This is a genomic window from Synechococcus sp. OH20 (assembly GCF_047502685.1).
Classification (GTDB): Bacteria; Cyanobacteriota; Cyanobacteriia; order Thermostichales; family Thermostichaceae; genus Thermostichus.
In genome coordinates, this window is sequence record NZ_JANSIQ010000032.1 from 1 (window position 1) to 21,667 (window position 21,667).

Below are 21,667 nucleotides of genomic sequence, written 5' to 3' on the forward strand. Positions count from 1 at the left end.
CTCTCCCTGAGGCCCAAGCGCTCCGCGCCGCTCACGCGACCACCCCCGGCCCCTCTCCCTGAGGCCCTCACCCCCGGCCCCTCTCCCTGAGGGAGAGGGGGGAGAGAGATCAAGGGGTGGGGGGCGGAAGCTTGCGGATCTCTACAGCGTCTCCCACTTGCAAGCCCAGGGCTGCAGCCGTCCCGCCGCGGAACTCCAGCACGCCATCTACCAACTGGTCAGAGGGTGGCCCATAGACGGGGCAGGGTTGGGCGGGGCAGCCGGGCACATCGGCAGCGATGTACACCACCTGACCTTGGCGGAGAAAGATAATGTCCAGGTTGAGCAGGGTGTTGAACATCCAGAAGGCAGCCGGCTGGGGCGGGTCGAAGGGAAACCACATGCCGCGATCAGGCGGCAAATCGGTGCGAAACATCAGGCCCAGCCGCTGTTGCTCGGGGGTGCGGGCCACTTCCAGCTCAAAGCGCTTGCCGGCAATGGTTACTTCCGCTTCCACCGGCAGGTGCTGGGGCTGCCCTTTGGCCGGGGTCGAGCTGGCAACGGCTGCCGTCTCCTGGGCTTCTCCTCCAGCAGTACATCCCAGCAGCAGAGCCAGGCCCAAGGCGATCCCGCTCGCTGTGACAGCCTGGCGCTCTCTTGCCCACCAACTCATCCCTTTCTCCTGCTGAGCTGTGCAGGCTTGATCCTACCCTGCTCTCTGGACTGAAGAGGGAGGGGATCCGTAGCAAGTTTGGCCGGGATCTCCTGCGGGCTTTGGCCTGTCGATCTCACCTCAAGCGCAGCCGCAATGGCCGGCCTGGGCAAGAGCCATCCACCCCCAACCCGATACCATAGCCTATAGAGTCTATCTATCGTTCCCCACCCGGCCAGGAGAGACCCAATGAAAGACCTTTTGAATATATCCTCGGTGAGCCGGATCCCGCTTCTGGCTCTGTTTGGCCTATTGCTTTTGGGTCTCTGGCCCACCCACGGGGAAACCCCGGTGCGGATCCCGTTTGAGCCGACCGTGACCTATGGGGAAGGGTATGGAGAAGAGGCTGTGGCCCAACAAGCCCAAAGTCGCTTTGCGCTAAAGCTATTCGCTCACCTACTCCAGCAGCAGCCGCAAGAGAACCTCTTTTTCTCCCCCTTGAGCCTTCGCCTGGCCCTGAGCATGCTGTACAACGGCGCCGCTGGAGAGACCCAAGCGGCCATGGCCGAGGTGCTGGAGGCCCAAGAACTCTCCCTCAATGAGTTGAACTGGACCAACGCCCAGATGGCGCGCTGGCTGGTGGAGCGATCCCAAGCAGGAGGGCCGATCCAGGTGCAAGTGGCCAACGGCCTTTGGCTCGATCAAACCCTCACCCTGCGGCCTCCCTTTTTGCAGGCGCTGGCTACCTATTACCAAGCGGTGGTCAATCGGGTGGAGCTGGGATCCCGCCAGACGGTGCAGGCGATTAACCGTTGGGTAGCCGAGCGCACCCAGGGCCAGATCGACCGCATCGTGGATCGCCTCAGCCGCGAGGACGTGATGGTTTTGCTCAACGCCGTCCATTTCAAGGGAGAGTGGACCCAGCCCTTCGATCCGGCCCTGACCAAGCCCCAGCCCTTCACCCGAGCTGATGGCCGCCGTGTCCAAGTGCCGCTGATGGCCCAATCCGGTCGCTACGGCTACCGGGAGACCGAGCAGCTCCAGGTGGTGCGCCTGCCCTATGGGGAAGGGGAGCTGGCCCTGCTGATCCTGCTGCCCAAACCAGGGGTGAGCTTGGCAACCCTGCAACAGGAGCTCAGCCCAGAAACTTGGCAAGAATGGACGGGATCCCTGCCCACCCGCCCCGGCTCGGTGCGGATCCCCAAGTTTAAGCTGGCCTACGCAACCGATCTGGTGCCGGCTTTGCAGCAGTTGGGTATGGGGATCGCCTTTTCTCGCCGGGCCGATTTCAGCCAGATGACCTCAGAGCCGACGCAGGTCAGCAGAGTCTTGCACAAGGCGGCCATCGAAGTGGATGAAAAGGGATCCGAGGCGGCTGCTGCCACCGGGGTAATCGTCTCCCGCACCGCCAGCGACCGGCAGGAGCCCTTCCAATTCGTAGCGGATCGACCTTTCTGGTTTGCCATTGTCGCTTCTAGATCCGGCGACAACCCCGAGGCGCAAACTGTGCTGTTTATGGGATCCCTGGTGGATCCTGGATAAGGGGATCCCTCATGCTGACTGCGGAGGTCATGATAATCGAGGTTTTGGAACAAGAAAAGATCCCTGGGTTTGCCTTGGATTTGTCAGAGTTTTTTGCCGAACCTAAGTTTTAGGGTTTCGCAGCACCTGCTAGACTGGCTCCAAAAACGGGATCCCCTTCCATGGCGCTGGTTTACCTGCAAGTTCTGGAGCGCACCCCCAGGCGGCTGCGGATTGCCCTGCAAAGGTTTACCTCTGAGCAGCTGGCCTGGCGGGTGGTGGCGGGCCTGGGGTTGTTGGCGCTGGGATCCCAGCTCTGGCAGCCTTCCCCTCTGCTGGGGCTACTGGCTGTAGCAGCGGGCCTGGGGATTGGGATCCCTTGGGGGCTGGGGCAGATCTTGAGTGTGGATCGGGAGCGGCAGCGGGTGACCCTGACCCGGCTGGGCGGCCCTTGGGGGATCTGGCGGCAGCAGGTCTTCTCTTATCCTCTCGCCCAATTGCAAGGGGTGCGGCTGCAGCGGCTGGGACAAGAGATCTTGGATAAAGAAGCACAGGAAAGCTTTCAGATACAAGCTCAGGTGCGGTTGCAGTTCCGTCCCCAGGTTTTTGAACAAGAGCTTGAAGAAGTGATCGCTTGTTTCAGTAGCCAATCGGCGATCAAAAAAGGCGAGCCGGAAGCCCTTGCCTTGGCGCAGCGGCTGGCAGGCTGGATTCAGGCCTATATTAACCCGTGAGGTTTCCTCTTGCGTAGCTCCCGAAGCCACGTAAGCTGTTGATTGTAGTACTTGGCAATCCTTGGAAAGCTGTCGAGAATGGGTGTCGATTTGGATAGGTGCTTTTGCGAACCTTCACAGAACAGAATTTCGGCAATGCTAAGCCGTCATGACTATTCCTGGGGAGTCTCTAGAAACCGTTAGCCTAGTCGTCAGGGATGCTTTGCGCAACTGGCCGTGGCTGCTTTTGTGGGCAGCCTCTTTCCTGGCGCTTGTCTTCTGGCAAAGGCGACGGCTGCATCAGGCCCAGGTTGGTTTTCCCGACATCGTCACCCTGGCGCGGCCCGATACGACGTTGCTGGAGTGCAACGAAGTCCATCAGAGGGTTTTGGGCGATTGGCGGGGCCGGCGCTGGATCGAGGCCTTGTTGCCAGAGGAGCAAGAGCAGGTGCGGCAGCAAATAGCCCAGCTCACCCCTCAGCAGCCCACCTTCACAAGGGTTGTCAGGATGGTGGACGCGGCGGGACAGGTGCGGTGGCTTGAGTGGATCAACCAGGGCATCTTTGACCGGCGGGGTCGGCTGCAGTTTATTCGCGGGGTCGGCCGAGACATCACCAAGCAGAAGCAATTGGAAGAAAAGCTACGGCTGCGGGAAGCCCAATTGCAAGCCCTCTTGGACGCCCTGCCGGCAGCCATATGGGCCAGGGATCCCCAGGGGGTGCTGATTTTGCAAAATGCCACCGACCGTGCCTGGTTTGGCGACCTGCTGGGCACTTCCCTGCAAGAGGCGGCTCGGCAGTACCCCCAGTGGCTGGAGCGCGCTTCCCAAGCTCTAGCCGACCTAGAGCGGCAAGGGATTTCCCAAGTGGAGGGCAAGGAAATCATTCAAGGCCAAGAGCGCTATGTCTATCGCCTGGCCGTGAAGCTGCAGGATGAGTCCAAAGGTTTGGGGTGCCTCGGCATTGCCTTGGACATTACGGAGCAAAAGCGGCTGGAACAACAGGTGCAAGAACAACAGGAGCGCTTTTGCGCCTTTCTCAACAACAGCCACGACATTTTGTGCCGGATCGATGCCCAAGGCTTGGTCTATCCCTTCAATCGCCCAGTTGCTGAGAAAATTTTAGGTCGTTGTCCTAAGGAGGGAGAACCTATACCTTTGGATTGGGTTCACCCAGAAGATCAGGAGATTGTTGCTAGTGCTCTTGAACAACTCAAGGCTCGACCTGGCGAAACGCTCAGCTTTATCTATCGGGCACAGCATGCGGATGGCCATTGGGTATGGCTAGAGAGCCGCTGTACCGACCTTTTGCAGGATCCTGCGGTGGCGGGAATCGTCTGCAGCACCCGCGACATTACCCAGCAAAAAGAGACAGAACTGGCGCTGCGGGAAAGCGAAGCCCGCTTCCGGGAAATGGCCGAAGCTGTGCCAGTGAGCTTCTTTGTCTATTCTCCGGATCTCAGTCAATACCTATACAAAAGCCCTCAGTGCAAGCAGATCTGGGGATACACGCCGGAGGAGTTTTACCAGAAGCCGGATCTGTGGAAAGACAGGCTCCACCCCGAAGATCTGCCTCAGGTTTTGCAAGCCGTAGCTCAAGTTATCCGAGGAGAGAAGCCAGTTACCTATCGCATTTGCCATCGAGATGGTCGGGTGCGCTGGTTGCGAACTTCCTGCCGACCTATTTTCAATGAGCAGCAAGAAGTGATCCGCATTGCCGGCATCACAGAAGATATCACCGAGCAAAAAGAGGCAGAGCTGGCGCTGCAAGAGAGCGAGGCCCGTCTCAAGGCCATCCTCGACGGGATCCCTTTTCCCATCTTTGTTAAAGATTTGCAGGGCCGCTACTTACAGGTCAATCAAGCTTGCCTGCAAAAAAACGGTAAACTCCCAGAAGAAGTTCTCGGCAAGGCCGATACGGAGCTCTTCTCGCCAGAGGAAGCTCTGGAGTTCCGCAAGGGAGATCAAAGGGCCATCCAGTCTCCCGCTCCCATCAGCTGTGAGCGCACCATTTGTCGAGACGGCAAAAAGCAAGAAACGTGGATCACCAAGTTTGCCCTGCGGGATTGGCAAGGGGATCCCTATGCCGTTTGCGGCATTGCTGTGGATATAACCCCTCTCAAAGAAGCCCAGGATCTGCTGCTGCAAGAGGCAGAGCGAGCAAAACTTCTGGGATCCCTGCTGCGCCGGATCCGCGAGAAGCTGGACTTGCAGCCCCTCCTGCAAACCACGGCGGCGGAAGTGCGAGGGTTTCTCCAGGTGGATCGGGTGATAATCTACCAGTTGCAGGAGGGCATAGGGGGATTTGTAGCCGCCGAGTCCGTCCTGGATCCCTGGCCCAGCCACTTAGGCCGCTCCGTGTGGGATGCTTGCTTTCATCAGGATCCCTGCTATCGCAAGTACCAGCAGGGCTTTGTGCAGGCCATCGACAATGTAGCCACGGCCCCTTTGGATCCCTGCTACCGGGAGCTCTTGGACTCTTTCCAGGCTCAGGCCAACTTGGTGATCCCCATTCGGCGGGGGGAGGAGCTCTGGGGCCTCTTGGTGGCGCAGCACTGCCGCGCCAGCCGTCCTTGGCAGGAGTGGGAGATCAAGCTTTTGCAAGAGCTAGCGGAGCAATTGGCCATTGCCTTGCAGCAAGCCCAGCTTTACGAGCAGGTAAAAGCCCTGAACCAAACGCTGGAGGAGAAGGTGCAGCAGCGCACCGCCGAGCTGGAGCGGGCTTTGCAATTTGAGGCCATCCTAAAACGCATCACCGACCGCGTGCGCGATGCTCTCGACGAAGCCGAGATCCTCAACACCGCCGTGCGCGAGCTGGGAGAGAGTCTAGATGCCGATAGCTGCGATATCGGTCTTTACAACGCCGACCTCACCCTTTCCACCATCAGCTACGAGTATTGCCCCCGCTCCGCTTCCCACCTGAACGTTTCTCTACCCCTAGTGGGAGGGCCCTACGACGACATTCACCGGCAACTGCTCAGAGGACAGCTTTGTCTATTTTGCTTCTCAGGGAGGGCTCCAGAAAACCGCCAGGTGGTGATGGCTTGTCCCTTGCTAGACAAAGGCCAGGTGCTAGGGGATCTGTGGATTTTTCGCTCGGCTGCACGTCCTTTTGACAACCAGGAGATCCAACTGATCCAGCAAGTGGCCAACCAATGCGCCATTGGGCTGCGCCAGGCACGCCTGTTCCAAGCTGCCCAAGAGCAGGTGCAAGCCCTGGAGCGGCTTAACCGTCTTAAAGATGACTTTATCAGCACCGTCAGCCACGAGCTACGCACCCCCCTGGCCAGCTTGAAGATGGCTCTGAAGATGCTGCAGATGGCTCCCTCTCCCGAAAAACGAGCTCAATATCTAAGCATTGCCGAGCGAGAATGCCAGCGGGAAATCGAGCTCATCAACGACCTGCTGGATCTGCAGCGCCTGCAGGCGGGGGCCTATGCTCTGCAGGTGCAAGCCCTCACCTGGCGGGAGCTGCTGGGGGATCTGCTGACCGTTACCGAGGAGCGGGCCCACGCCAAGGGGCAGAGCTTTCAAGCCAGCGTCCCCCTAGAAAGCAACCTCACGACGGATCCCTTGCTGTTGAGCAGGATCCTGCGCGAGCTTTTGCACAATGCCGTCAAATACACCCCAGCCCAGGGATCCATCCGCTTGCAAATTGAAACGGAAAATCCTCAAAGCCGCATCCAGGTTAGCAACAGCCAAGAGATCCCTGCCGAGGAGCTGACGCGCATCTTTGAGCGCTTTTACCGCATTCCCAGCAAGGATCCCTGGAAGGAAGGGGGCACGGGGCTGGGCTTGGCCTTGGTGAAACAGATGGTGGATCAGTTGCGGGGATCCATCGAGGTGAGCAGCACCGCCGGCTGGACAACCTTTACGCTCCACCTGCCCCATCTGCCGCAGCTTTGACAAAGTTTTGCCAGCGAGGAACTGGGGTGCTGAGCGGATCCCTGTGAGTCGCGTTTGTATCCGGGATCCCAATTGGCCGCCAACCCAGCCCTCTCGATCTGGTCACGGTGCTGAAAACACAGGGCAGAGAGGGTTTGTTGCGAGTAAGTTTCAATTCACAACTTTTTCTTAATAAGTGATTTCGATTCTTGAGGATATAGCTTACTTTGTTACCTGTAGAGCGTTCCTTGCCAAAAACCTATGAGCATTGTTGCCCAAGTCATCGCGCAGTCGGATGCGGCTGATCGCTTCCTCAGCAGTGCCGAGATTGCCAAGCTAGAAGATTTCTTCAGCAAGGGTCAAGTGCGTATCCGAGCCGCCAAAAAGTTAGCGGAGAACGAGCAAAAAATTGTCCAGGAAGGCAGCAAACGTTTTTGGGCCAAATGCCCCAACACCCCCAGCAATAAAGGCAATCCTCAAAAGACAGCCCTCTGTCAGCGGGATCAAGGCTGGTACATCCGCTTGGTTAGCTATTGCATCTTGGCGGGAAACGATAAGCCGCTAGAGGACATCGGCCTGAACGGGATGCGCGAAATGTATACGTCCTTGGGCGTGCCGCTGCCGAACCTGCGGGTGGCCATGAGCTGTCTAAAAGAAGTAGCCGCCGGTATTCTTTCTTCGGAGGAAATGGCTTTGGCAGCCCCCTACTTCGATCGACTGATTCGCGCTTTTTGAATGGATAAGTTAGTAGACACTTTGCTGCGGGGTTGCTCGATTTTGTTGAGGACTTGAGTTGTGTTGCCCTTAAGATTTGCGAGTTTGAGGTTTAAGCTTGCTTGCAGGCTCTGATGTCTTAAGCTGCAACTCAATAAAAGTTCTCACAGGCAATGCCTGAGCAAGCGGTGCAAGGATCCCGTCCCGCTAACGCAAGCAGAATTTGTCCAATTGCCTCAAAAAAATAGTCCATATCAGTGCTTGGAGGAAAAGTCATGAAAGACACCATTACTTCCCTGATTAACCCTGCCGATGAGAAAGGCTCCTACTTAGATGCCGCAGCTCTGGAACAGTTAAGTCGCTATTTCCAGAGTGGCAACATGCGCGTCAAGGCGGCTAAAACCATCAGCTCCAGCGCCAGCAGCATTATCAGCCAAACCGTTGCCAAAAGCTTGCTCTATGGGGATATCACCCTGCCGGGGGGCAATATGTACCCCACCCGGCGCTACGCGGCCTGCCTGCGGGATCTGACCTATTTTCTGCGCTATGCCACCTACGCCATGTTGGCTGCCGATACTTCTATTTTGGATGAGCGGGTGTTGCAGGGTTTGAAAGAAACTTACATCACTCTCGGCGTTCCCATCGATCGTGTCATTCAAGCCTTGAATGCTATGAAGGAGGTGCTGACGGAAAGTCTTGGCACAGAGGCAGGTCAAGAGATGGCCGTTTATCTTGACCACATTATTGCCGGTTTGAGCTAAACCTGCCTGTAGCTGACTGAGGAACTACCTATGAAAACCAGAAAGACGCACCCATCAGGCTATCCCTGGTGGGCAGGTAACGCTCGATTGATGAACCTCTCCAATACTTTTATCGTGGCACATGTGGCTCATGCGGCTTTGATCATGGCTTGGGCAGGGGTCTTCACCCTGTTTGAGCTGGCCAAGTTCTCGCCAGAGCGGCCCCTATACGAGCAAGGGCTGATTTTGCTGCCCCACCTGGCCACGTTGGGATGGGGGGTCGGCAGCGGCGGCCAGATTGTCAATACCTTTCCCTACGTGGCCATTGCTGCCATTCACCTGGTGGCTGCGGGCGTGTTGGCTTGGGGGGCCTACTTCCACCAAACCCGACTTCCCCCCAGCTTAGATATGGAATTTGGCAGGGCCGCCAAGTTTCACTTTGCTTGGGATGATGCCAAAACATTGGGGGTAATTTTGGGGCACCACCTGCTAGTTTTGGGCTTGGGATCCCTGTTGTTGGTGGCCAAGGCAATGCTATTTGGGGGGTTGTACGATGCCAATAGCGATCAGGTACGCCTGGTTACGGCTCCAACTTTAGATTTTGCCACCCTTTGGGACTACCGCACCCATTTGTTCGATGTCAACAATTTGGAAGACTTGGTGGGGGGCCATATTTATGTGGCAGCTCTTCTCTTGCTGGGAGGGGTGTGGCACATTTTGGTTCCGCCGTTTGAGTGGGTTAAAGCTCGCTTTCTTTTCTCGGCAGACGGGATCCTCTCCTACTCTCTATTTGGCATTGCTCTGGCCGGCTTTGCGGCCTCTTATTATTGTGGGTTTAACTCGCTGGCCTACCCGGTGGAGTTTTATGGCCCCACCCTAGAGCTGAAATCCGCGTTCACCCCTTACTACTTCGATCCAAATCAAACCGGAGCGTGGAACTATTCCTCGAGGGTTTGGCTGGCCAATGCCCACTTCTATTTGGCCTTCTTTTTCCTCCAGGGATCCCTGTGGCATTTTCAGCGAGCTATGGGCTTTGATGTTGGCAAAATGCTGCAGTCGTGGCAACAGGGCCGGCAGGAAATGACCTCTCAAGGGGTATATCAGGTTCAATTTCAGTGCCGACCTCAGCCCAACTTTGCAATTTTTTACGATCCTCCCTTTGCCGATCCAGAGCCTTTATCTGTATCTCCGGGGGATGTCTATTGGTATCAGCCGCCCAGAGCCCGCAGCTTCAGCTCTCCATCGCTGATCAACGGTGTTCGGCAAACTCTCTATGAAGTGAACTACACCCTCAGAAGGTGGATCTTCTACGAGCCTGCCAGAGGGAAAAGTACTTTCAATCGTTCTAACTTGAAGGCAGGCTATGGTTCGCCTAGGCCGGAGACCGATTTCTCGAAGTTTGCTCGACCCCTGCCCAAAGTCTTCTACGAGCCCGGCAAGGTACAGGCTTAACCTGTGGCCAGCCGTGATAGAACAGCTTGCTGGCTGATCCCCGGCTCCTCTCTCCTCTTTTGGGAGAGGGGCTGAAGCGCCTCAATCTTCTTGAAAAGACTATACAGTTTTTTCCGACTCAAGAACCGGTGTAGAGCCATAGGGGCAAGCCCGAGGTGCTCACTTCAAACTGCAAACGCGCCAGAGCTTCTGCTGCCGGCAGAAACCGAGACCAGCCTCTGCGCCGGGGGAGCAGATCGTAGAATTTGGCATCTGTCGGCAACCCCGCCAGCTCTGCCGCCAAGAGGCGAGCATCCTCTTCCGTGCCCAAGCGATCCACCACGCCTAGGTGGAGGGCCTGCTCTCCACTGAAAATGCGGCCATCGGCAAAAGTCCTGACCACATTCAAACTCAACTTGCGGGCAGCGGCAACCGTCTGCACAAACTGACCGTAGGTGATATCGATCAACTCTTGCAAGATGTTTCGCTCTTCTGGGGTCAGCTCGCGATCAAACGAGAGAATATCTTTGTAGGGGCCAGACTTGATCACTTTAAATGAAATCCCCACTTTATCCAAAAGACGCTCGATATTATTGCCTCGAATGATCACGCCGATGCTGCCGGTGATCGTTCCTGGGTTGGCGACGATTTTTTCCGCTCCCATGGCGATATAAACCCCCCCAGAGGCGGCAATGTTGCCAAAGCTGGCAACAATGCGGGTGCCTTTTTGTTCCCGCAAACGCAAGAGAGCACTGTAGATTTCTTGGGAGTCGGCCACTGTTCCGCCGGGGCTATCGATGCGGAGCACTAGAGCAGGGAGCTGTTTTTCTTCCACCTCTTTTAGGGCTTTGAGAACGCGCTCGCGGGCTTTGCCATCAATGGCCCCTGCCACCTCGATGCGACCAATTTGCCGACGCAAACCACCCCAGAATAATCGCTTCAGCATAGACAAGAACTGGATTGGGATAAGTACATATTTGTATCATGAATGGCGGCTCGTGGCCCGGTCAACCGGTCGCTTAGACGCTGCCATACACCGGGATCACCGCGCCCCTCAGATCCCGCGCCGCTTCCGAGACCAAAAAAGCGATCACCTGCCCAATGGACTCCGGCTTTACCCACCGCTCGGCTTGCGCGGATCCCATGGCGGCGCGGTTGGCCGGCGTGTCGATGATGCTGGGCAGAATGACGTTGGCGGTGATGTCGGTGCCTTGGGTCTCGGCGGCAATGGTGCGGGTCAGAGCCACCACCCCTGCTTTGGAAGCGCAGTAGGCCGCCAATTGCGAGCCCGGCTCCACTGCGCCGCGGGATCCCACCGTTACAATCCGCCCATAGCCCTGCTGCCACATCTTGCGCAGGCTGTGCTTGCAAGCTAGGAAAGTGGTGGTGAGGTTGAGGTCAAAGTCGCGCCGCCAGTCTGCCAAGCTGTACTCGTGGGTGGGGCCCATGGCAAAGCCGCCCACCAAGTGGATCAGCCCATCTACGCGGGGCAGGTCGGCAATGGCGCGGGCAACCGCCGCCTCGTCCAACAAATCCACTTGCACAAAGCGCACCCGATCCAGAGCACTGGCCGGCAGGCGCTGCCGCAGCACGGCTAGCTCCTCCTCCTGTCGGTAGGTCAGGGTCAGCTCTGCCCCGCTGGCCAGCACTACGGGAACCACCCCCAACCCCAGCCCGCCGGTGCCACCGGTTACAAGAATCTGTTTGCCTTGGTTGTCGAGCATAGGTTCGCCCTTAAAAAGCCTTTCCTCAAGCCAAAAAGCGCTGGGCATCCAGCCACCGTCTTTTCCCACCCTACCGCGATTCTTATTCCTCTTGAGGGGCAGCCTTGGGCGCTTTCTCCAGCAGTAGGTCGCTCAAGGCCAGCCAGTGGGGCAGATCCAGCTCTTCGGCGCGGGCATCGGGGCTGAGGCGGAGCTGAGCCAACGCTGCTGCGACCGCCTCTCGCTCCACCAAGCTCCCCAGGGCATTGGTGAGCTTCTTGCGGCGGGTGGAGAACCCTTGGCGAAGGAGTTGGTGAAACCAGCGGGGATCCCGAGCAGGGGTGGGGGCGGGGCGGGGGGTGAGGCGAATCACAGCGGATTCCACCTTGGGGGCCGGCTGGAAAGCGGTGGGAGGCACTTTACAGATCAGCTCGCAATCGGCCAGATAGCGCGTCCGCAGGCTCAGGGCACCGTAGGCTTTGCTGCCGGGGCCAGCCTGAAGGCGCTCGGCCAGCTCTTTTTGCACCAAGAGGACGATGCGCTCGAACTGTCTGACCGGCTGGGCCGGGGATCCCAGCACTTTCTCCAGAATCGGGCCGGTGAGGTTGTAGGGGATGTTGGCCACCAGCAGGCGGGGCTGAGGCGGGAGCGGCAGGCGAAGAAAATCTCCTTCCACCAGGTGAAAACGCGGCTGGTCGGCAAACCGTTTTTGCAGCAGCCGGCACAGATCCCGGTCGATCTCCACCGCCACCACCTGGACGCCCTGGGCCAGCAATCGCTGCGTCAACTGCCCGGTGCCGGGGCCGATCTCCAGCACCCAAATGGGATCTGCGCCTGCCTGAGAGCCATCCAGGTGGGCAGCCCGCACAATGGCTGCGTGGACAGCGGGATCCTTGAGCCAATGCTGACCAAACCGTTTGCGAGGATGGGGCATAGTTAGGCGAATGATCGAGAAGAAATGGCCGGACGGATCATCGCTGGGCCGGGTGGGGAACAGAAATCAAGGTGGGATCGGTATCCTCAGGTCTATCTTGGGTTGATCCGGCGGCAATTGTCTCTGGGCTTGCATCCCCGCCCAGCAGCGGCCGGCGGTAGAGGGGTACCGTAAAGGTAACGGTCGATCCCAGCCCTTCGCCCAAGCTGTAGAAATTGATCTCCCCCCCCATCGCCTCCACCAGCCGCTGGCTGATGGCCAGGCCCAAGCCCGTTCCCCCATATTGGCGGGTGGTGGAACCATCCACCTGGGTAAAAGCCTGAAACAGCTTTTGCTGCTTTTCCAGCGACACCCCGATGCCGGTGTCGATGACGCGGATGCGGGCCAAACCCGGGTTGCCGGGAAGGATATCCGCCCGCACGGTCACCGAGCCTTTGGGGGTGAACTTGATGGCATTGCCCACCAAATTGAGCATCACCTGCAACAGGCGTTGGTAATCGCCCAAGAGCAAAACCTGATCTGAGGTGGTGGGCAGATGAAAGCTCAGCTGTAGGCCCTTTTGGCTGGCCTGCAGGCTGGTTTTGGCTGCCACATCCTTAAACAAAGCTTGCAGGTCGCAGGGCTGAAACTCCAACTGCATTTTGCCCGCCTCGATCTTGGCGATGTCCAGCACGTCGTTGATCAAGGCCAACAGGTGCAGGGCCGAGCGATAGGCCTCCTGCAAAAAGTCCAGCTCCTCTTCGCGGCTTTCGGCCATCCCGTCCAGCACCAGCTTGATAAAGCCGATGATCCCATTGAGAGGGGTGCGCAGCTCATGGGAAGTATTGGCCAAGAACTGACTTTTCAGTTGGTTGGCCGATTCCGCTTGGGCACGGGCCTGCTCCAGCTCTTTGTTTTTCTGGCGCAGTGTCTGGTTGGCCAACTGTAGGCGGGTGGCCAGTTGGCGGCTTTGATCCAGCAAGATGGCGTGGGCAATCGCCGTGCCCAGGTAGGTGGCAATGCTCTGCAGCACCTGGAGGTGGCCGGCCTGCCAAACGGGAACGCCGTTGGGCGGCAGCACTTCCAACCAGAGCAGGCTGTTGGCATAGCCGCGATAGGACATGGCAATGGCCAGACGGCGCTCCATCAGCACCGGCTCTTCCTGCCTCAGGGCCTGCAGCAGATGGGGATAATCCGCCAGTCGCAAGGTCTGGTTCAGCAGCGAGGGATCCCCTGGGTTGCGGCGGTACTCGGCGTTAACCGTGAGGGAATCCTGCCCCACTTCGTAGAGGGCCAGCAGGCAGCGATCCACCCCAAACAATTGCCCCAACTGCTCCACCGTCTGCTGGCACAGCTCGCGAATGTCTAGGGAGTGGCCGATGTTGCGCAGCAACTGGGCCGTGATCCCCTGCACCGGATCAGCCAAGAGGGGATGGGGCTGGGCAGTGGGGCTGCTGGCTCCGCCGGCCAAGTTGAAAGGCGTTGCCCCCAACAGCTTGCCCACCACCGAGACGGCTACCACCGCCCCTTCCATGTCCCGTACCGGGTTGAGGGAGAGATGCAAGTGCAACTTGTAGCGGGGCGAGTTCACCTGACATTGGTAGGAAAGGGGATCCCCAGTCTCAAACACCTGGTTGAGCTGGGCTTCGTACTCCCCGGCGTTGGCCACCTCCCAGATTTGCTGTCCACTCACGATGTGCTGAGGGTGGATGCCATATTTCTCAGCCTCTTCCCAATAAAAACCCCAGAAGCGCCTCTGGCGATCCTGTGTGTAGAAAATCGGAGTGGGTCGAAGCACGCCCATGTGGGAAGAGGCCACCATCGCGTCGGGGAAACACAGGCCCAGAGCTCAGGTTTTCCCTGAGGAGGCTGGGCTGGCGGGATCAGAGGCCGGGCGGGTTAGCGGGGCAGAGTCTTTGCTGAGACGGGCGAAGATCATGCGGCCTGCTGAGGTCTGAATGGCGCTGGTTACCACAACGGAGCGGGTTTTGCCCAAAGAGCGCTGCCCTTCTTCTACCACCACCATGGTGCCGTCCTCCAGATAGCCTACCCCCTGGCCCGGCTCCTTGCCCTCGCGGGTGATCTTGATATCGAAGCTATCGCCGGCAACATAGATGGGCCGCAGCGCCTCGGCCAACTCATGCACATTCAGCACCTTAACCCCCTGCAGAGTCGCCACCTTCTTCAGGTTGTAATCGGTGGTGAGCAGCGTTCCCCCTACAGCTTGGGTAAGGCGCACCAGCTTTTCGTCGACGGTGGTCAGATCGGGATAGTTGGCTTCGTGAATGACGAAGCGCTCAGGATAGGCCTTTCGTAAAGCTTGCAGCGTATCGAGGCCTTTGCGGCCCCGCTCTCGTTTTTGGGCATCGGCCTTGTCGGCGATGGTTTGCAGTTCCGTCAGCACAAAGCGGGGAACCACCAGGGTTCCCTCCAAAAAGCCTGTCTCGATTAACTGGGCCACTCGGCCATCGATGATGGAGCTGGTGTCCAAAACCTTGGCCGTGGCAGCCACCACATTGCCCTCTGCCCAAAGGGCTGCCTGGAGAGCATAGTTGGGGTTCAACAGCCGCAGCAGCGAGGGGCCATGGGTATCGGCCAGGCTGACCCCCAGATAAGCAAAAGCCAAGCTGAAAAAGACCGAAGCCAGCGGCTCGAGAAAGCGGTTGAGTTGAGGGGGCAGCGGCAACAAATATACAGGAGCCATGGCCAAGTTGGCGATCACCAAACCAATCACCAGCCCCACCGAGCGGCTGATCAACACGTCCGGCGGCAGGGAACGCACATTGGCCTCGAAGCGACGGTAGCTCCAGCGCACCAGGGATCCCAGAGCCAGCCCTGCCAGCACGCCGAAGCCGCTGGTGACGACGCGGGCTCCCTCCACATTGGCCCCCTGAATGGCGGCAGGAGGGAGCAGATCCAGGCCATAAAACCCAAGGCCAGCCCCGGCCAACATGAAGATCGCGATCAGTAAAGCGTCTAGCATAAAGAATAAAGACAGCCCTGCTGAGTGGGTAACGCTGCTGGGAATAGGCAAATCCGCTTCCTATTCTAGTCGTCTGGTGTTGGATGGATCCGGACAACCAGACTAGCCCTCTCCCCGCAAGATTCAGACTATGTTGAAATCATAGCGATCCCTGGCTGCCTTGAGGGGGCTGGGGGGAAATCGCTACAATCCAAACTCGATGAGGCTGAAAGCAACCATGGCACAAGCACTGGAACTCAATAGCGCGAACGTCGAGAAAGTCCTAGACGAGCTGCGCCCTTACTTGATGGCCGATGGGGGCAATGTGGAGTTGGTGGAAATCGACGGCCCGGTGGTCAAGCTGCGCCTGCAGGGGGCCTGCGGTGCCTGCCCCAGTTCCACCCTGACCCTGAAAATGGGCATTGAGCGCAAGTTGCGGGAGAGCATCCCCGACATCCTAGAAGTGGAGCAGGTGTTCTGAGGATTCTGCCGCTTCTGGTCTGTTATCCTGGTTCCCTGAGGCAGCAGGCCTGTCCGTCGCCCTGATCCTCTGCCTCTTGGCTTTTCTTCCTTCTTTACCTGCACGCCAGCCCATGCCTGTTCTCCTCTCCATCGCCATTCTCGCCCTGCTGATCCTGGTGCATGAGGCAGGCCATTTTGCGGCGGCCAAGTTACAAGGGATCCACGTCAACCGCTTCTCGCTGGGGTTTGGCCCGGTGCTGTGGCGCTACCAAGGTAAGGAGACGGAGTACGCCATTCGCGCCCTGCCGCTGGGGGGCTATGTGGGCTTTCCCGACGAGGACGAGCGTTCCCCCTACCCGCCCGATGACCCGGATCTGCTGAAGAACCGTCCTGTGTTGGATCGCCTGGTGGTGATGAGTGCCGGGGTGATGGCCAACCTGATCTTTGCCTATCTGGTGCTGGTGTTGATGTTTGCCTCGGTGGGCATCCCATCGGTGGCGCGCATCCATCCCGGCATCCTCATCCCTCAGGTGATGACGGATAGCCCGGCGGAGCGGGCCGGCCTGCAGGCGGAAGATGTGGTGTTGCGGGCAGCCGACCACGACTACAGCGCCATCGCCGACGAGACGGCGGCCTTGGCAGCCCTGAACGATTTTCAGGCGCTGATCCGCAGCAGCGAGAACCAGCCCGTTGCCCTAAAGGTGCAGCGCGGGGCAGGGGATCCCTTCCAGTTGACGGTGATCCCGGAGCTGCGGGGGGAGACGGTGGCCATTGGGGTGACCTTAGCGCCCAACCAGGAGGTGACCTTGCGCCCCGCCCGGAACCTGGCCGAGATCTTCACAGAGGCTGGAAACGCCTACCAGCGGGTGGTGATGCTGAATGTAAACGGTTTGCGGCAGTTGGTTGAGAATTTTCAAAGCACGGCCACACAGGTCTCCGGCCCGGTGGGGATCGTCAAGATCGGCGCGGATCTGGCGCGGGATGATGCTGCCAGCTTGTTTAATTTCACCGCTTTGATCAGCATCAACCTGGCTTTTCTCAACCTGTTGCCTCTGCCCGCTTTGGATGGGGGGCACATCGCCTTTTTGATCCTGGAAGGGATCCGCGGCAAACGGCTGCCCAAGGAGCTAGAAGACCGGGTGATGCAGACAGGCCTGGTGTTGTTGCTGGGCTTGGGGGTGGTGCTGATCTTCAAAGACACCCTCGCCATCGTTACCGGGTCGGGCTAGGGAAAGATGGCCAGCAAACGGGCCTTGCGCCAGCGCGCTTTGGAGATCCTGATCCGGCTGAAGCGCCACTACCCCAACTCCACTTGTGCCCTCCACTACCAAACGCCGCTGCAACTGCTGGTGGCCACCATTTTGTCTGCCCAGTGTACCGATGAGCGGGTTAACCAGGTCACCCCAGAGCTGTTCCGCCGTTTCCCGGATGCCCAAGCGCTGGCAGCAGCCCCGCGGGAGGAGATCGAGGCCCTCATCCATTCCACCGGCTTCTATCGCAACAAGGCCAAACACATTCAGGAAGCCTGCCGCAAGATCCTGAGGGATTTTGGCGGTCAAGTGCCCCGCACCATGCCGGAGCTGCTCACCCTACCCGGTGTAGCGCGTAAGACGGCAAATGTGGTGCTGGCCCACGCTTTTGGCGTCAATGCCGGGGTTACTGTCGATACCCATGTCAAGCGCCTCAGCCGCCGCCTCGGCCTTACCGAGCACGAGGATCCCGTGCGCATCGAAAAGGATCTGATGCAGTTGTTGCCACAAGCGGATTGGGAAAATTGGTCCATTCGCCTGATCGACCATGGGCGGGCCATTTGCACCGCCCGCAAACCCCTCTGCGAGCAGTGTTTTTTGGCCGACCTTTGCCCCAGCGCCCCTCTCTCGGACGGGAAGACGGACAAAGAAGCAGCGACAGCCGTCCAGACCTGAGCGCCTGGCAGCAGGGATCCGGTTTTTGGGCTTCCCCTCGCCCTAGAATAGGCTGCATGGACGATCAACCGACTAGAGTGACACCTGTTTTGGTTATTGCCGGGCTGACGGGATCCGGGAAAACCCTGGCCATCCAGCAATTGGAACAACTGGGCTACACCGGCCTAGAAGGGATCCCGCCTGGCCAGGTGATCCCTTTGGTGGAGGCGATGCGGCCCCACCACACTGCTTTGGCCCTCAGTTTGAATCTCCACGCCCAGGAGTACCGGGATCAGGTTCCCACCCTGGCTGCCTGGGTGCAATCGCAAGGGATCCCTTTTCTCTTTCTGGAGGCTCGCCCCCTGGTATTGCTCAACCGTCTCAGCGCCCACCGCCGCCCCCACCCCCACCACCCTGGCGGTGGCCTGTTGGAAGCCATTGAGCAGGAAGTGCGCGATCTGGCTCCGCTGCGAGAGCGCTGCACCCACTGGTTGGATACCTCCGACCTCAATGCCCAGCAACTGCGGCAGCAATTGCAAGCTCTGGCCCACGGGATCCCGCAGCCGCTCAACCTGCGGCTGGTCAGCTTCGGCTTCAAGTACGGCGCCCCCCCCGATGCCAACTTGCTCTTCGATGTGCGCTTTTTGCCCAACCCCTTCTTTCAGCCCCACCTGCGCCACCTGACCGGCCAGGATCCGCCCCTGCAGGAGTTCCTGTTTGCCGATCCGGTTACCCAATCCACCTACCAGCACATCGTTTCCCTGATCCAGGCCTTTTGGCCCCACTACCGGGCAGAACGTCGCCCCCACCTAAGTGTGGCCATCGGCTGTACCGGCGGCCAACACCGCTCGGTGGCCCTGGTGGAGCGCCTGGCGCAAGATTTGCGACCTTGGACCGTCCCTGCTGGCAACCCTGCCCTGCCTGCCCTGAACATCCAGGTGCAGCACCGCCATTTGCTGGATTCGCAGCGGGAGCTGGAGGCCCGCTTCGGCCCGGCGAGCGGCTCCGTCAGTGTTGCGCAGCAACAGGTTAGGATCCCTTTGGCCGGCGTTTCTGTACCTCCCCATGGCTAAGCCTGTGCCCAGCAACAAGTCCCTCGCTTGGGGCATGCGCCGCCGCAAGACTGCTTGGCCGGGCAGTGGCTGGAAATGGCTCTTTCCCGGTCTGGCCGTTAAGCGCTGGCTCACCCTGGCCGTGGGGGGCGTGCTGCTGATGGTGCTGGGCATCGCCATCTGGACGGAGCTGACCCCCATCTTTCGCCTGAAGCGGCTGATCGACATCACCCTGCGCCTGATCACCACCTGGATCCCCAACAACATCAGCGGCCCCTTGGTAACTGGGATCGGCCTGGTGATGGTGGTGCTGGGCTTTCGCAGCGCCATGCGCTCCATCGAAGATGTGCTGATCCCAGAGGGGGATGAGGCGCTGGTGGATAAGCTGCTGTCGCGGCGGCGCCTCAGCCGTGGCCCCCGCATCGTGGTGCTGGGGGGCGGCACCGGCCTCTCCAACCTGCTGCGGGGCCTGAAGCGCTACAGCTCTAACATTACCGCCATCGTCACCGTGGCCGATGACGGGGGATCCTCAGGGCGCCTGCGACGGGAGATCGGCGTGTTGCCCCCCGGCGACATCCGCAACTGCCTCACCGCCTTGGCCAACGAAGAAAAGTTGCTCACGGAGCTGTTCCAGTACCGCTTCCAGGCGGGGGAGGGGCTGAGCGGGCACAGCTTCGGCAACCTCTTCATCACCGCCCTCACCGCCGTAACCGGGGGCGACCTGATCCGGGCCATCACCGCCACCTCGCAAGTCTTGGCCATTCAGGGACGGGTGCTGCCGGCCACGCTGGCGGATGTCACCCTCTGGGCGGAGTTGAGCGATGGCCGCCGCGTGGTGGGGGAGTCCAACATCGCCAAAGCCGGAGGACGCATCTATCGGATTGGCTGTGATCCCCCCAACCCGCCGGCCCTGCCGGAAGTCATCGAGGCCATTGAGGCGGCAGAGTTTGTGGTGCTGGGGCCGGGCAGCCTCTACACCAGCATTATTCCTAACCTGTTGGTACCGGAAATTGTGGAAGCTCTGGCCAAAAATATGGCGCCCCACATCTACGTGTGCAACATCATGACCGAGCCGGGGGAAACCGACGGCTATACCGTTGGGGATCACGTCATGGCTTTGGATCGGGTGGCGGGCGTGCGCCTATTTGACGGCGTGCTGGTGCAGCGGGAGCCGCCTTCCCCACGGGCTCTGGAGCATTACCGCCGCAGCGGCTCCGAGTTTGTGATGTTGGATCCTGACAAACTGGCCTACCTGGGCTGCCGCGCCGTTTTGGCCAACGTCATGCAAGAAGATCCGCAGACCGGCTTGGTGCGCCACAACCCCGAGCGCTTGGCGGCAATGCTGATGCGCTGGTTCGACAGGCACCGATAGGACACTCCGGAGAAGCATCAGCGCTGGCGGGAATAAGGTCGGGGATAGGGGCGGCGCATCTGGCGAGCCAAGTACACCTGAAAGGTTTGTGCCACCACGCCCGCCCGCTGTAGCGGGATCTCTGCCACCGGTTCAATTTGTTCAAAATGGTTGCCGTAGGTGGCCGCGATCCCCGCCCTTGGCTGAAACAGCTTGGAGGTAACCAACAGCCCATTTTTTCCCAGCCAATCTTCAGGTTGCGACCAAAAGGCAAAGCCGCGCAGATCTTCATCCAGGCAGGTGAGGGGCTTATCCGTCAGCGGCGCCAAGGCCATGCCGATCTGGCCGCCCAAAAAGTAGGCGTTGGTGAAGATGAAATCCGCCTCGGCAAGAGCCTGGGCCAAGCGGGGATCCGTCTGCAACTGCCGCCGCAACTGTTCAATTGCAATCAACTGAGTCGAGGGATCCCGTTCCACCGGCCACAGGCCCAGCCCACCGGGAGCCTGGAGAAGGCCGTAGCGCACATGGGCCAGCCCCACCCCCACCAACAGGCCCACCGCCACCGCCGTTCCCGCCAAGAGCCGCTTCGCTCCTGGCCACCTTTCCCAACGGGATCCCAAAAGTAAGCTCAGCACCCAAAACCCCGGCATGGGCCAGGTGGGCAAAATGGGCCGATAGCCCCCCATCAAGGTAAAAGCCAGCACCAGCGGCAGCCCACAGGCCAGGATTAGAAGATGCTTCAGCTCCTGATCCGTGAGGCGTCTTCCCTGAAAAAGCACCAGCCCCACCCGCCCACCCTCAGCCAAGCTCAGCCCCAGCAAAGGGATCCCCAAGGTTGGGAAAAGATAAAAAATTTCCGCCAGCACCGTCAGAACCAGCTCTTGCAGTTGGTACCCTGCCTCCGGCACCGCTCGCCCCCCTTGGAAGCGAAAGGAGACCCAATCCTGCTGGGCGTTCCAGATCAGCACCGGGCTGAAGGCCGCCAAGAACCCCAGCACTGCCAAGAGCGCCCATCCCGACCTGAGGGCGCAGCGGTGGGCCGGGCTGAGCAGACAAAAGAGCACCAGGCCAAACCCCAACGCCAGGCCGTGGTATTTGCCCAGGCAGGCCAGCCCCACCAATAGCCCAATCAGCGCCAGCCGCGGCCCCGGTCGGTAGCGAGCCGACCCATAGACCCCCAATTTCCCCTCCACTAAGGGAGCCGGAAAAAACTCCTGGGCAGCCACCCACAGGGTTGCCGCCGTAAAAAACATCAGCGGGCTATCCGGCAGGGTCAGCACTCCAAACCCAATCCAGAAAATGGGCGCGATGCTGATGGTTGCCAGGGTGATCAGCCCCGCCTGCAGCGAAAAAAGCCGCGCCGCCGTGAGGTAAAGCAACAGGGAAGAGCCAGTGTAGGCCAGCAGGGATCCCAGTCGAATCGAAAAAGCCGACACCTGCCCCGTCAAAACAGGCCCCAAGCCCGTTGTCCAGGCCACCAGTGGCGGATGGTCAAAATAGCTCCAGTCCAGATGGCGAGTGTAGAGGTAGTAGTAGGCCTCGTCAAAGCCCGGCGGCAACAGAGCAGCCACCCAGCAGCGCAGAAGCAGGCCCAACCCCAAAATCCACAGAGCAGCTTTCGGCACCACAGGGGATCCCTTTAAGCGCGTGGACAGGTGTTATTGTCTCAGCTTTGGCCGGGCTTGTC

At 59.5% G+C, this 21,667-nt stretch carries 17 protein-coding genes and 1 pseudogene; 11 read left to right on the plus strand and 7 right to left on the minus strand.

What is annotated here, in order from left to right:
- Nucleotides 1-109 precede the first annotated feature (109 nt).
- The gene (locus NW826_RS07390; protein WP_414347931.1) at nt 110-652 is read right to left on the minus strand and encodes a DUF192 domain-containing protein; all 543 of its coding nucleotides are present in this window, start codon (nt 650-652) and stop codon (nt 110-112) included.
- Between the two features lie 228 nt (nt 653-880).
- On the opposite strand from NW826_RS07390, the gene NW826_RS07395 reads away from it, so the two are divergent.
- The 6 genes and pseudogenes from NW826_RS07395 to NW826_RS07420 all read left to right on the plus strand — a co-directional run.
- Entirely contained in the window at nt 881-2,173 is a 1,293-nt protein-coding gene (locus NW826_RS07395) for a serpin family protein (protein ID WP_414509793.1), read from the plus strand.
- A gap of 161 nt (nt 2,174-2,334) precedes the next feature.
- Entirely contained in the window at nt 2,335-2,886 is a 552-nt protein-coding gene (locus tag NW826_RS07400) for a hypothetical protein (protein ID WP_414509794.1), read from the plus strand.
- Between the two features lie 148 nt (nt 2,887-3,034).
- Nucleotides 3,035-6,769 carry a PAS domain S-box protein gene (locus NW826_RS07405; protein WP_414509795.1) on the plus strand — a complete coding sequence of 1,245 codons (3,735 nt, stop codon included), beginning with the start codon at nt 3,035-3,037 and terminating at the stop codon, nt 6,767-6,769.
- A 240-nt stretch (nt 6,770-7,009) separates the two neighbouring features.
- Nucleotides 7,010-7,483, plus strand: a complete 474-nt coding sequence (gene apcD, locus NW826_RS07410) for an allophycocyanin subunit alpha-B (protein WP_414337776.1) — start codon at nt 7,010-7,012, stop codon at nt 7,481-7,483.
- Between the two features lie 254 nt (nt 7,484-7,737).
- Nucleotides 7,738-8,223, plus strand: coding sequence for an allophycocyanin subunit beta (locus NW826_RS07415; protein ID WP_414349198.1), 486 nt, complete (start codon nt 7,738-7,740; stop codon nt 8,221-8,223).
- Between the two features lie 30 nt (nt 8,224-8,253).
- A pseudogene (locus tag NW826_RS07420) lies at nt 8,254-9,240 on the plus strand (chlorophyll a/b binding light-harvesting protein); the annotation flags it as partial.
- 532 nt (nt 9,241-9,772) lie between these two features.
- Here NW826_RS07420 and sppA read toward each other — a convergent pair.
- From sppA to NW826_RS07445, 5 genes are all read right to left on the minus strand, one after another.
- Nucleotides 9,773-10,579: a signal peptide peptidase SppA gene (gene sppA, locus NW826_RS07425; protein ID WP_414335107.1), complete on the minus strand. Its 807-nt coding sequence runs from the start codon at nt 10,577-10,579 to the stop codon at nt 9,773-9,775.
- A gap of 73 nt (nt 10,580-10,652) precedes the next feature.
- Nucleotides 10,653-11,357, minus strand: a complete 705-nt coding sequence (gene fabG / locus NW826_RS07430) for a 3-oxoacyl-ACP reductase FabG (RefSeq protein WP_414335108.1) — start codon at nt 11,355-11,357, stop codon at nt 10,653-10,655.
- Between the two features lie 82 nt (nt 11,358-11,439).
- Nucleotides 11,440-12,270, minus strand: a complete 831-nt coding sequence (gene rsmA / locus NW826_RS07435; protein ID WP_414335109.1) for a 16S rRNA (adenine(1518)-N(6)/adenine(1519)-N(6))-dimethyltransferase RsmA — start codon at nt 12,268-12,270, stop codon at nt 11,440-11,442.
- A gap of 37 nt (nt 12,271-12,307) precedes the next feature.
- Nucleotides 12,308-14,053 (minus strand): sensor histidine kinase, encoded by a 1,746-nt coding sequence (locus tag NW826_RS07440; protein WP_414341650.1) that lies wholly within the window; start codon nt 14,051-14,053, stop codon nt 12,308-12,310.
- A gap of 45 nt (nt 14,054-14,098) precedes the next feature.
- On the minus strand, nt 14,099-15,232 hold the full coding sequence (locus tag NW826_RS07445; RefSeq protein ID WP_414335111.1) for a PIN/TRAM domain-containing protein: 1,134 nt from the start codon (nt 15,230-15,232) through the stop codon (nt 14,099-14,101).
- Nucleotides 15,233-15,449: 217 nt separating this feature from the next.
- Here NW826_RS07445 and NW826_RS07450 point away from each other — a divergent pair, with 217 nt between their 5' ends.
- The 5 genes from NW826_RS07450 (at nt 15,450) to NW826_RS07470 (ending at nt 20,001) form a co-directional block, all read left to right on the plus strand.
- Nucleotides 15,450-15,692 (plus strand): NifU family protein, encoded by a 243-nt coding sequence (locus tag NW826_RS07450; protein WP_414335112.1) that lies wholly within the window; start codon nt 15,450-15,452, stop codon nt 15,690-15,692.
- A 112-nt stretch (nt 15,693-15,804) separates the two neighbouring features.
- Entirely contained in the window at nt 15,805-16,902 is a 1,098-nt protein-coding gene (rseP, locus tag NW826_RS07455) for an RIP metalloprotease RseP (RefSeq protein WP_414509796.1), read from the plus strand.
- A gap of 6 nt (nt 16,903-16,908) precedes the next feature.
- Nucleotides 16,909-17,598, plus strand: a complete 690-nt coding sequence (nth, locus tag NW826_RS07460; RefSeq protein ID WP_414335114.1) for an endonuclease III — start codon at nt 16,909-16,911, stop codon at nt 17,596-17,598.
- A gap of 56 nt (nt 17,599-17,654) precedes the next feature.
- On the plus strand, nt 17,655-18,650 hold the full coding sequence (gene rapZ, locus NW826_RS07465) for an RNase adapter RapZ (protein WP_414509797.1): 996 nt from the start codon (nt 17,655-17,657) through the stop codon (nt 18,648-18,650).
- 34 nt (nt 18,651-18,684) lie between these two features.
- Nucleotides 18,685-20,001, plus strand: coding sequence for a gluconeogenesis factor YvcK family protein (locus NW826_RS07470; RefSeq protein ID WP_414335119.1), 1,317 nt, complete (start codon nt 18,685-18,687; stop codon nt 19,999-20,001).
- Nucleotides 20,002-20,018: 17 nt separating this feature from the next.
- Here the strand turns inward: NW826_RS07470 and NW826_RS07475 are convergent, their stop codons facing one another.
- Complete coding sequence (locus NW826_RS07475; RefSeq protein ID WP_414509798.1) at nt 20,019-21,605, minus strand: ArnT family glycosyltransferase; 1,587 nt, start codon at nt 21,603-21,605, stop codon at nt 20,019-20,021.
- Nucleotides 21,606-21,667: the final 62 nt, after the last annotated feature.

Coding starts and splice junctions, on each gene's coding strand:
- NW826_RS07390 (WP_414347931.1), bottom strand. CDS start 652: ATGAGTTGGTGGGCAAGAGAGCGCCAGGCTGTCACAGCGAGCGGGATC.
- NW826_RS07395 (WP_414509793.1), top strand. CDS start 881: ATGAAAGACCTTTTGAATATATCCTCGGTGAGCCGGATCCCGCTTCTG.
- NW826_RS07400 (WP_414509794.1), top strand. CDS start 2,335: ATGGCGCTGGTTTACCTGCAAGTTCTGGAGCGCACCCCCAGGCGGCTG.
- NW826_RS07405 (WP_414509795.1), top strand. CDS start 3,035: ATGACTATTCCTGGGGAGTCTCTAGAAACCGTTAGCCTAGTCGTCAGG.
- apcD (WP_414337776.1), top strand. CDS start 7,010: ATGAGCATTGTTGCCCAAGTCATCGCGCAGTCGGATGCGGCTGATCGC.
- NW826_RS07415 (WP_414349198.1), top strand. CDS start 7,738: ATGAAAGACACCATTACTTCCCTGATTAACCCTGCCGATGAGAAAGGC.
- sppA (WP_414335107.1), bottom strand. CDS start 10,579: ATGCTGAAGCGATTATTCTGGGGTGGTTTGCGTCGGCAAATTGGTCGC.
- fabG (WP_414335108.1), bottom strand. CDS start 11,357: ATGCTCGACAACCAAGGCAAACAGATTCTTGTAACCGGTGGCACCGGC.
- rsmA (WP_414335109.1), bottom strand. CDS start 12,270: ATGCCCCATCCTCGCAAACGGTTTGGTCAGCATTGGCTCAAGGATCCC.
- NW826_RS07440 (WP_414341650.1), bottom strand. CDS start 14,053: ATGGGCGTGCTTCGACCCACTCCGATTTTCTACACACAGGATCGCCAG.
- NW826_RS07445 (WP_414335111.1), bottom strand. CDS start 15,232: ATGCTAGACGCTTTACTGATCGCGATCTTCATGTTGGCCGGGGCTGGC.
- NW826_RS07450 (WP_414335112.1), top strand. CDS start 15,450: ATGGCACAAGCACTGGAACTCAATAGCGCGAACGTCGAGAAAGTCCTA.
- rseP (WP_414509796.1), top strand. CDS start 15,805: ATGCCTGTTCTCCTCTCCATCGCCATTCTCGCCCTGCTGATCCTGGTG.
- nth (WP_414335114.1), top strand. CDS start 16,909: ATGGCCAGCAAACGGGCCTTGCGCCAGCGCGCTTTGGAGATCCTGATC.
- rapZ (WP_414509797.1), top strand. CDS start 17,655: ATGGACGATCAACCGACTAGAGTGACACCTGTTTTGGTTATTGCCGGG.
- NW826_RS07470 (WP_414335119.1), top strand. CDS start 18,685: ATGCGCCGCCGCAAGACTGCTTGGCCGGGCAGTGGCTGGAAATGGCTC.